The organism is Lonsdalea britannica (assembly GCF_946477055.1).
Classification (GTDB): domain Bacteria; phylum Pseudomonadota; class Gammaproteobacteria; order Enterobacterales; family Enterobacteriaceae; genus Lonsdalea; species Lonsdalea britannica_A.
The window spans coordinates 1-10,508 of record NZ_CAMKXG010000116.1 but is presented as its reverse complement, the minus strand read 5'-3'; the positions used below and the strand labels follow the sequence as shown (position 1 = coordinate 10,508).

Annotated in this window: 9 protein-coding genes; all 9 read right to left on the bottom strand. The window is 50.5% G+C overall.

Features of this window, described 5'->3' with window-relative positions; translation table 11 throughout:
- Positions 1 to 117: 117 nt before the first annotated feature.
- Positions 118 to 654 (bottom strand): flagella biosynthesis regulatory protein FliZ, encoded by a 537-nt coding sequence (gene fliZ, locus Q7O77_RS09555; RefSeq protein ID WP_304166256.1) that lies wholly within the window; start codon positions 652 to 654, stop codon positions 118 to 120.
- A 52-nt stretch (positions 655 to 706) separates the two neighbouring features.
- The gene (locus tag Q7O77_RS09550; protein WP_304166253.1) at positions 707 to 1,429 is read right to left on the bottom strand and encodes an RNA polymerase sigma factor FliA; all 723 of its coding nucleotides are present in this window, start codon (positions 1,427 to 1,429) and stop codon (positions 707 to 709) included.
- Positions 1,430 to 1,842: 413 nt separating this feature from the next.
- Entirely contained in the window at positions 1,843 to 2,673 is an 831-nt protein-coding gene (locus tag Q7O77_RS09545) for a glycosyltransferase family 2 protein (protein ID WP_304166250.1), read from the bottom strand.
- A 73-nt stretch (positions 2,674 to 2,746) separates the two neighbouring features.
- Positions 2,747 to 6,292: a glycosyltransferase gene (locus tag Q7O77_RS09540; RefSeq protein WP_304166247.1), complete on the bottom strand. Its 3,546-nt coding sequence runs from the start codon at positions 6,290 to 6,292 to the stop codon at positions 2,747 to 2,749.
- A gap of 232 nt (positions 6,293 to 6,524) precedes the next feature.
- Positions 6,525 to 7,631 carry a FliC/FljB family flagellin gene (locus tag Q7O77_RS09535; protein ID WP_304166244.1) on the bottom strand — a complete coding sequence of 369 codons (1,107 nt, stop codon included), beginning with the start codon at positions 7,629 to 7,631 and terminating at the stop codon, positions 6,525 to 6,527.
- A gap of 307 nt (positions 7,632 to 7,938) precedes the next feature.
- Positions 7,939 to 8,721, bottom strand: coding sequence for a flagellar biosynthetic protein FliR (fliR, locus tag Q7O77_RS09530; RefSeq protein ID WP_085653717.1), 783 nt, complete (start codon positions 8,719 to 8,721; stop codon positions 7,939 to 7,941).
- 2 nt (positions 8,722 to 8,723) lie between these two features.
- Positions 8,724 to 8,993: a flagellar biosynthesis protein FliQ gene (gene fliQ / locus Q7O77_RS09525; protein WP_085653716.1), complete on the bottom strand. Its 270-nt coding sequence runs from the start codon at positions 8,991 to 8,993 to the stop codon at positions 8,724 to 8,726.
- A 21-nt stretch (positions 8,994 to 9,014) separates the two neighbouring features.
- A complete protein-coding gene (gene fliP, locus Q7O77_RS09520) occupies positions 9,015 to 9,746 on the bottom strand; it encodes a flagellar type III secretion system pore protein FliP (protein WP_304166259.1) in 732 nt (243 codons plus the stop codon).
- A 29-nt stretch (positions 9,747 to 9,775) separates the two neighbouring features.
- Positions 9,776 to 10,192 carry a flagellar biosynthetic protein FliO gene (gene fliO, locus Q7O77_RS09515; protein ID WP_304166239.1) on the bottom strand — a complete coding sequence of 139 codons (417 nt, stop codon included), beginning with the start codon at positions 10,190 to 10,192 and terminating at the stop codon, positions 9,776 to 9,778.
- Positions 10,193 to 10,508 lie beyond the last annotated feature (316 nt).

Genomic DNA, 10,508 nt, shown 5'->3' with positions numbered 1-10,508 from the left:
CTTGCTAAAAAAATTACTGCTAAAGGATGTCAGCAATATGACAGTGCAATATTCTTCCCCTTCTGACAAGACTTTTCACACTGTCATATTATAAACGTATAGTTGAAGTCTCCCGGTTTACAACATCAACGCGGTTTCCCGTGAAAAATTTTTCTCCCATTCCAAAAACTGATCGTATTTACGCAGTGCGCTACGATAAGTGTTTTGTTCCAGATCGGGGATATCGCTGCAAATTTGCTGCTGAAGACTCTCATTTTCAACAAGGAGCTCGGAAGGATAATGACGCGTAATAAGTAATTCATCCAATCTACGCAGACGAATCACATATTCTCGCATCGTACTGTATTGCACTTCCGTTTGATCGATAAGATAGCGGGTAAATGATTTGATATTGAAGTAATGTGCTGGCGGCTTACAGAAGACTTCACTGCAGAAGCGGCACAGAGGAATTAATTCCGCCTGCATCGATTCCCAGGTCTCGTCATCGATCTTCCTGTCCAGATATTCAAGCGCTTTTTTATTGAGGGGCTTAGATTGGTAAACCAGTGAGACACGGTCAAGTGACTTACCGCAGTTGGAGCAATGAGTTTGTTTGTGTTTAAAATCTTTTAAATAACGACTGAGAAGCAGTTTCTTCCTGGCTGACTGAGACATGAATCCATTCCATGACAGTAAAAAGGGATAGCGACCGGCCTACGCTTCCAAATTAACTTTCATTCATTAATTTAACGCGCAGGCGCTTAATCGCTTGGCTATGTAATTGACTCACCCGTGACTCTCCAACCTCCAGAACCGCACCGATCTCTTTTAAATTGAGCTCTTCCTGATAGTAGAGGGTCAAGACGAGTTTTTCGCGTTCCGGAAGATTATCGATGGCATCCATGACACGCTGACGGAGGTTGACATCCATAAGCTGTTTCAGTGGGTTCGCATCTTCGTTGCCTTCCAGTAATGCTTCGGCGCTGTCGCCATGTTCCTCACGCCATTCGTCGTAAGAAAATAGCTGGCTGTTATTGGTATCGAGCAGGATCTGACGATAGTCCTCAAGGGAGATATCGAGAATTTGCGCCACTTCTTGTTCCGTTGGCGCTCGCCCCAGCTGTTGCTCGGCCTGTTGCATAGCATTAGCAACTTCTCGGGCGTTACGACGCACGCTACGGGGAGCCCAGTCGCGGCTTCGCAATTCGTCCAGCATGGCACCACGGATGCGCTGAACGGCATAAGTGGTGAACGCCGTCCCCTGCAGGGAATCGTAACGCTCAACTGCGCTGAGCAGCCCGATGCCGCCGGCCTGAAGAAGGTCGTCAAGTTCCACGCTTGCGGGTAAACGAACCTGCAAACGAAGAGCCTCATGGCGCACTAATGGTATATAGCGCTTCCATAAGGAATTTTTGTCCATTGTTCCTTCAGCGGTATACAGCTCACTCACAGTGACAAACACCTAGATAATAAAGTTATCGGTACTATTATGCGTTCGTATAGTGTAGCCAATCGAATGAATAGGCGTGAAAAAAGTATGCTATTTAAGATATACAAGAAAGGTAAGGAAGTTTTACACCGCTATCTGGCTGCTGCCAGATTATTGAAAATAAGTAAGATAAAGAATCATACCACCCAATGAGCAGGACACCATTTATGTCCAGGGTGTAGAAATGTGGCCGCGTATTTTAACCTCTGTAATTAAATATGTCTTCACTCTTTGAAAAATTATCGTTTTTACAAAAAAAAAACGACCATTTCGTTTGAAAAGACTCCGGCCCAAAACCCTCCCCCATTTATTTTGACCAACGAAACGAACGTGGTTGATCTCGATAAAGTCGCGAGGGTTTTGGCCATCAGCAGCTACCGCCTATTCTGGCGCGTTTTCATTTGAAACAGCACCGGTTTCGCGTACCGCCGCTTAATATCTTTCAATATTTTTAACGTTTCTGTCGGACCTAAGTCCGGGACATCTTTCACCCGCACACCGTGTTTATCACGAAAATAGTTAAGCGCTGCTTTTTGATTCTTGGTGTAATTTTCTTGGGAGAAAATGGTCGAATGCTCAAAGTCTTTATGGTCAAAGCCAATAAAGTCTTTCGCGTTATCGATATCCGCAAAATACCAGAATGGCGGATGCATGCCCGCGTTTATAATCGCCAGCGTATGGTCCACATGCTCTAACGCGTTGTAATAGGTTTCGTCCATATATCCCACACGGTCAATACACGCCTTTGAGTAGTAAACAAATGCGCCGTCGCATGTCTGATATAGTTGAATTCGACCACCAGCATAATCCGCGTTCATTTTCGGTTTAACCACTTCATCGAGACAGGCAGGCGTCGCCTGACTGAACATGAAATGTTGAATACCGCTGATCCTTGATGCCTGAATATATCGCTCGAATACGGATTTGTTTTTGATATAGACATCATCCTCAATCAAGAAAAAATGGTCGACATTGCGTTCATGTAAATACCGTAACGCAATGTTTTTACTTTTTCCTACCCCCAGGTTTTCGGGGTTATTGATCAACGTATGCGTGATCTCATGAAACTCGGAGAAAAGATGACCATCATTCACAATGACAAGTTCATCCAGAATATCCATCGGCAAGGAGCGATAGAGCTTGATTAACTCATCTGGACGATTATGAGTTATTATCCCTACCCCAATTTTTTTTCCGTTAATCATATTTCATCTGCTCAATGAACCAAAAAAGTCTAGCCGGGGTCGGCGATCGTTGCGTCCCCCGGAGAATGTCACATTAATCCGGCAGCCAGGCTTTCTGCCACAACAGCAAATTATCGCCGCTGAGCATCCAGTCACGGTAAACCGCCTGGCGTAATTCGTCCCCCATTCGCGCAGTCGCGTCGAGGTCGGTCAGATGCATGCGGATCGCATCCATCCAGTCTTTATAGCGGTTGCGTACGCGAGTGACCGGCAGGTCGCACTGGTAAGGCTCGATATCCGTACAAATAACCGGATACCCGCAGGCCCCGTACTCCAACAAGCGCAAGTTACTCTTACAGCGGTTGAAGATATTCTCTTCCAGCGGCGCCAGGGCCAAATCCAGGTTCAGTGAAGCCAATTTCTGCGGGTAAAAATCGATATCCACCCCTTTGTGGAATTCATGGATATAGGGGCGTAATTTTTCAGGGCACATCCCGAAGAAGACCCACTCCACTTCATCCGCCAAATCTCGCACGATATCGGCGATCAGTTCCAGATCGCCGGTATGGCTGCTCCCCCCACCCCAACCAATGCGGGGTTTCTTGCCCTGACGCCGCAGGGAGCTGAGATTAGACCACCACGCCACCGGCAACCGGTTTTCGACCACATGAATATTGTCGTGGATACCCGCGAACGCCTCCGCCATCGGCTGCGTCGAGACCACAAAACGGTCCATGAATCCCAGACTCTTACGCATCGCTTTCAGTGCGTCTTTGGGGAGCCCGGCTCTATGCACGCTTTTCAGCGGGATATTAGGGAGGTAGTCGTCCAGCTCATACACCTTGAACGTATTGTTGAGCTTGCTGATTCTCTCGATCCAGTCATGAAAATACGCCGACACCTGTTTTTGAAGCACCAGCACCTCAGGCTCATAACGCGTCAGCGTCGGAGTATTCAGATAAACACTGGAGAGCTTGCCATCGATCATGTTGGCCTCTTTCAGCGCATTGAACGGCTTGATGATGCGATAGTGCCCACATCCGGTTTGGTCTGACATATGCGCCATCACCACCGGCAGCGGTCGCCAGGTCAGCGGACGCCAAATGAGTCCAGCATCCTGCTCCATCTCGAACCCGCGTCCATTTAAGGACAGGTTGATGTTGTAGGCAGGATCCCGGGCGATGACCGGAAGCCACTTCTCGTACATTGCCAACTGTTCGCTCTGGAAACGCTTCCTCTTCGCCTCCTGCGCTGAAGTGTCGACCTTTTTCTGGCTCACGCTACCTTCGTGCATCACTGTGGCAAATGGCGTCCATACGGTGAGATAGCCCGCCTCACGCACTTTCAGACACAAGTCCACGTCGTTGTAGGACACTTTAAAGGCCTCTTCATCCAGCCCGTTAACCTGTTGGTAGATGGACTTTCTAATCAGGAGGCAGGCGGCGGTAACGACACTGTAGTTTTGGTCCACTTTCAAGCGTTGCATATAGCCGGGAGCGTCCATCGGATCGCCGTTAAAGGGATGTTCAGCGGGTCCGCGCAGCCCCAGAATAACGCCGCCATGCTGGATGCCGCCATCCGGATAAACCAACTTCGCACCGACAATGCCGACTTCGGGGCGTAGCGCGTGGTTAAGCATGTTATCCAGCCAATCCGGCTGCACCACTGCCGTATCGTTGTTGAGCAACAGCAGATATTCGCCGCGCGCCTGCTCGGCGGCCATATTGTTAATTGCCGAGTAGTTAAAGGCGTGGGGATAACGAATCACGCGGATGCGATTGGGATCGACCTTAGCAAGCCCATCCAACCAGGCTTTGGCCTCTGGCGTTTCGCTGTTGTTGTCGACAATCAGGAGTTCATAATTGCGATAGCGCGTTTTCTCCAGCAGGCTGGTGACGCAGGCGACCAGCACCGGAAGTTCATCTTTGGTAGGGATGATGATAGAGACCAACGGTGATTCTTGATGGCCGTATACCATCCGATAATGTCCGGGCAAAGTCGCGATGGCTTTACCGGAAGCATAGCCACGGCGCTGAAGATGCCTGTCCAATACGGCGATTTCATCTTCATTGGTCGAAATTTCTAGCTCACCCGAGATGGTGAGGAACTCCGCCAGATGTCCAATGGAACCCATGCCCTGCTGCTCAATCAAGCGCAGGATGTACTCAAGCTCCATGCAACTGGCGTATTTCGTATCAAAACCGCCGAGTGACAAAAACAGCTCACGGTTGAATAACCAGTGCCGCGTCATGACCGCAGGCAGACTCAGCAGATAGTCCAGATTGAAGTCTGGTCGACATGACAGCCCCAGCTGACCATCTTTACCGCAGATCAGCTCATCGCCATAAATGGCGCTGCAGCCCTGTGCGGTCACCAAACCCAAGCTGGTCATTAGCAGGCCACCTGCGGTAAAGAGCTCGCCCGCCTTAACCAGCATCAACCAATCAAAGGTCTGTTCGCGTACCACTTCGTTGAGGGTTCTGACCAGAATTTCCTGACGGATTTCCAGCACCGTACAGGTGGGAAAGCGTGACGCCATTTCCGAGGACGAAGTCAGGATAATGCGCTTAAGCTGGACGCCATCGGATTCGATGGTTTCAAGGCTCTCGACGGTCGCACCTAATTTCTCTTCGTCGCCTTCGCTATCCAGAATGACAATACCGAATTCTCGGCCGTCCAGATGCTGACCTAAATACTCTTTAATGAGCACCGATTCACTGGCGGTCGGGTAACGACTGGCGACCCAGTCCGGCGTGGTGCTTTCTTCCTTTTTACCCTCTAATGCGGCTTTCATGCCTTTTTTGAGGTCAAAGGTGTAAAAATGTTCTTTTTGGTCCAGATCGGCAATCTCGAGCACGTCCATATTTTCAACGTCGCGCGCGAAAAAGATCGAGTTTTGGACCTCGCGGAAATAGGCCGCCTGTTCCTGGAACTCCGCTCCGCTGATGGAACCGTCCACCCTCTCCGCAGGTACGCGCCGGTCGGTCAGCGGCTCGGACAACATCGCCAGATCGCCATCGCGCAGCAGTGCAAGGTAGAAAGCCAGCGGCGCCGTGTAGTTCAGCTTGACGCCGTTAAGGGTGAACAGGGTTTTAGGGGACAGCATTTCTTGCCGCACTAAAACGCAGCTCAACTCACCAACGAAATTTGTCGCATACCGAGTCAGATAATGAATGACACTCTGTCCACGAATCTGCACGTTGCCGGAAAATGGGTATGCAGTTTCAGCAATGTCATTGAGTATCTGCCCCTCTCCATCAATACGACGGCGGCGTGATGAACTCAACACCACGCTGTCGTCCTCTTCCATCACTGCGGTCAGCAGTCGGACATGGTCTTCTCTCAGGACATCACCGTCGCTGAGGAAGTTGATATATTTGCCTTCTGCGAACGTCAGGCTCTCTGCGCAGAGATCGTGTTCAGAGATGTCGTGGGACTCGCAGCGGAAATAGCGAATGGGATGGCGAGACACATCACTGGCCTTATACACGGCACTCTCGATGAGCGTGTCGGCGCTGGCGTCATGAACGATGATTTCTACATTGTCATAATCCTGAAGGGTTGCGCTCAACAGTGCGAGTTCAAAGTATCGGGGTTCCTGCGCGGGAATAATGATACTGACGAGTGGGGACTTATTCATGACTAACCCTCTATGTGCATTCGATGTAACCGGACCTGACTCTGTATTGATGTGATGTCCCGATGGTGGACAGGACATCCCAATCTAATAATAAGACGCTGAATACCAGCTCAAATACGTGAATTCATCTTCTTTATACCGGCTAATCTCGGTATTGCCCGCGCGCGGGCGATCTTCAGCATAAAAAAAGCCCCGCCAGAGGCGGGGCTTTTTAGACAGAAGAGGAAACAGATTACTGCAGCAGAGACAGAACGGTCTGCGGAACCTGGTTCGCCTGCGCCAATACTGAAGTACCAGCCTGTTGCAGGATCTGAGCCTTGCTCATGTTGGAAACTTCTGTAGCGTAGTCAGCATCCTGGATACGAGACTGTGCTTCGCTCAGGTTGGTAGACGTGCTGGTCAGGTTGTTGATGGTGGAGTCAAAACGGTTCTGAATCGCACCCAGGTTACTACGCATGTCATCTACGGTAGACAGTGCTTTATCCAGAGTCGTCAACGGGTTTTCCGTCGCAACGCCAGTCAGGTTGTCGGTAGAAGCATCAACGGTCACGGTCATCGCGCCATCGTCAGTGATGGAGATGTCGTTAGAAGTCAGTTTGTAGTAAGCCGTGTCGCCAGATGCGCCAACGCCTTCAACGTCTGCAGTCAGAGTACCGCTAACGAAGTAGTTACCGTTGGAGTCAGAAACCAGGCCGGTAGCATCCAGAGAAGAAGTACCAGAGAAGCTTACTGACGCATCAGCGCTCAGCGTGATGCTGTTGTAGGTAGAACCGCTTGCAACAGCAGTCGTTGCGCTGCTTGCAGGACCATCGACGTTGAAACCAGTCAGGTTCAGAGAAGCAGTGTTAACTTTCTGCAGGTTGATGCTGATGGTCTGGCCATCCTGAGAACCAACCTGGATAGAGATGGAAGTTTTGCTACCATCCAGCACTTTCACGCCGTTGAAGTCGGTCTGCTGAGAGATACGGTCAACTTCAGACAGACGCTGAGTGATTTCGTCCTGGATTGACTGCAGGTCAGAAGCAGAGTTAGTACCGTTCTGAGACTGTACGGTCAGAGTACGGATAGCCTGCAAGTTGTCGTTGATTTCGTCCAGTGCGCCTTCAGTAGTCTGCGCCAGAGAGATACCATCGCTTGCGTTGCTGGAAGCCTGAGTCAAACCGTTGATGCTGGAAGTGAAACGGTTAGAGATAGCCTGACCAGCGGCGTTATCTGCAGCGCTGTTGATTTTCAGACCAGAGGACAGACGTTCGATCGCGGTGCTCAGAGAAGACTGAGATTTGTTCAGGTTATTCTGTGCAACCAGCGAGATGCTGTTGGTGTTAATTACTTGTGCCATAAGAGATTTCCTTTTAGATATCCGTCAGGACTTAAATCGTTAGGGTTCAGGCTTTTCTGCCTACGGCGTCAACCACCGTCTACAGAAATATCGGCGTTGCCCTAATGATCTTTAGCAATTAAAACCAATATTTTTAAAAGTGATATTTTTCATGGAGTTAAAATAAAAAAACCTCAACGAGGAAGCGCTATTTTAACAAGTGATGCGGTATAAATCGGGTTTGGGCGCTTATTTTTCACACAAAAAAACGATAGCGCCTTGAATTTTTGTGGTTCATCGACCCCGCCTGCGACAACTTAAAACACCCTTACAGATTAAAGTTTGTCACCAGCGTAGCAATCATATCGAAGAACTCGCTAAAAAGATGCTCGGCGAATTGAGGTATCAGCGTCATCAACGTACCTATCGTCATAATCCCCACCGTCAGCGTCACGGGAAAACCAATGACAAACACGGACAGCTGCGGGGTCATTCGGTTTAGCAAACCGAGAGCCAGGTTGAGAACCAGCAGCAGCGTCACCAACGGCAGCGCCAGCATCAGTCCATTAATAAAGATAAGACTGCCTGCGCGTGCAATAGAGTAGAAGACATTGGTGTCGATGGGCGACGTATCGATCGGAATCACATGAAAACTATCGGCAAGCATGGAGATCAGCCAAAGGTGTCCATCAAACGCCAGAAACAACAGCATAGCCAGCAGGTTGAGAAAGCGCGCCAGCACCGGCATGTTCGGCCCACCGGACGGATCGAAGAACGTCGCGAACGACAGCCCCATCTGTAAGCCAATCACCTCCCCGGCCATACGGAAGGTCGCGAACGCCAACTGCATCGTGAAACCGATACACGTGCCGATCAATATCTGTTTGACCAACAGCCAAAGCCCTTCGGCGGAGAAAATGGGGACGGGTGTAATGGTAAGGTGCGGGCCAATCAGAAACGTCGCCAGCAGACCCAGACCAATTTTGGCCTTGGTGGTAATTTCTTTTTCGTTAAGTACCGGAGCCGTAGAGATGAGCGCCATCAGGCGTATAAAAGGCCAGAAGAATTGGTTGAGCCAGTAGTAGATATCGGCGCTGGTAATGTCAATCATGCTTAGCCGATCATTGTAGGCAAATTGCTAAACAGGGTACGCATGTAATCAAGAAACAGTCCGAGCATCCAGGGACCGGCAATAATAATCGTCAGGAAGACGGCCAAAATCTTCGGAATAAAGGACAGCGTCATTTCGTTAATCTGCGTTGCCGCCTGCAAAATACTCACGATTAACCCGGTAACCAGCGCAGCCAGCAACAAAGGCGCGGCTAACGCCAACGCCACTTTCATTGCTTCACTGCCTAACGCCATGACCGACTCAGGAGTCATAAAATATCCTAATGCTCAATGTTAACTGTAAAAACTCTGCACCAATGAGCTTAGCAGCAGCTGCCAACCGTCAACCAGTACAAACAGCATAAGCTTAAACGGAAGAGAGACCGTCGCCGGAGGCACCATCATCATCCCGAGCGCCATCAACACGCTGGCGACTACTAAGTCGATAATCAGGAAAGGAATAAAGACGGTAAAACCGATCTGAAATGCCGTTTTGAGTTCACTGGTGACAAACGCAGGCACCAACACCCGCATTGGGATGGCCTCCGGGCCTTCCAGCGGTGGAATATCCGCCAGTCGGGTAAACAGGGCCAGATCCGTTTCGCGCGTCTGACGCAGCATAAATTGACGCACCGGAGCCGAGCCGCGATCAATCGCCACTTCCATGGAGATCTTCTCCTGACTGAATGGCAGATACGCGTCCTGATACACCTTGGTGATCACCGGCGACATAATGAAGAAGGTCAGAAACAGGCTCAACCCAACAATAATCTGGTTGGGCGGCGCCGTGGCGGTCCCCATGGCGTTTCTCAACAGACTCAGCACGATGATGATGCGGGTAAAACTGGTCATCATCAGCAATACGGCAGGGATAAACGTCAAAGACGTCAGCAGAACCATCGTCTGGATCGGCAGTGACCAGCTCTGCGCCCCATTGGCCATTGGCTGACTAATGATGCCCGGCAGCTGCGCCCAGGCGTTTGGCGCGACAAACACAATCACGCCGGCAAAGAAAACGCGCCGCAATAGCCGCGCCCATCGAGATGAAAACCTGTTCATTCTGACTTTTCCGAACGATTCATGACCTTACTGAGGAGTTTACGAAAGTCGGCAGGATGGGCCTGGGCGGAAGCTTGAGCGGCATCGACCGCTTTTGCTGGCAGCGTGTGAAGCTGAGTCACTTGCTGAGCCGTTACACCGAGAACCAGCCAAGTATCGTCGACTTCAACGATCACCACCTTCTCGCGCTGCCCGACCGGACAACTCGATATGACTTTCATCATCTGATTATTGCGGGCCTGAGGCGTTACGCCGAGTTTTTTGGCGAGCCAGGCTAACAGAAGGATAAACAGGAGAATGCCTCCCAACACAGAGCTAACCTGCGTCAGCGCCGAGCCGGGAGTTTGTGACGATGCCGGGCTATGCGCCGGCACCGTCACGGATGCGGAGGTCTGCTCCTGAGTTTGCGCCATAGGTTAGCGGCTCAGGCGACGCATACGCTCAGACGGAGTAATGATATCAGTGATGCGCACGCCGTATTTATCGGCCACCACTACCACTTCGCCCTGTGCGATCAGATAGCCGTTGATCAGGATATCCAACGGTTCACCGGCCAGACCATCCAGCGCAACCACTGAACCTTGTGACAGGCGCAGCAGCTCTTTGATAGTCATTTTGGTTCGACCCAGCTCTACCGTCAGCTTGACCGGAATATCCAGAATCAGATCGATGTCCTGAGACCTGTCTCTTATACACATCTCCGAGCCCACGAGACTAAGGCGAATCTCG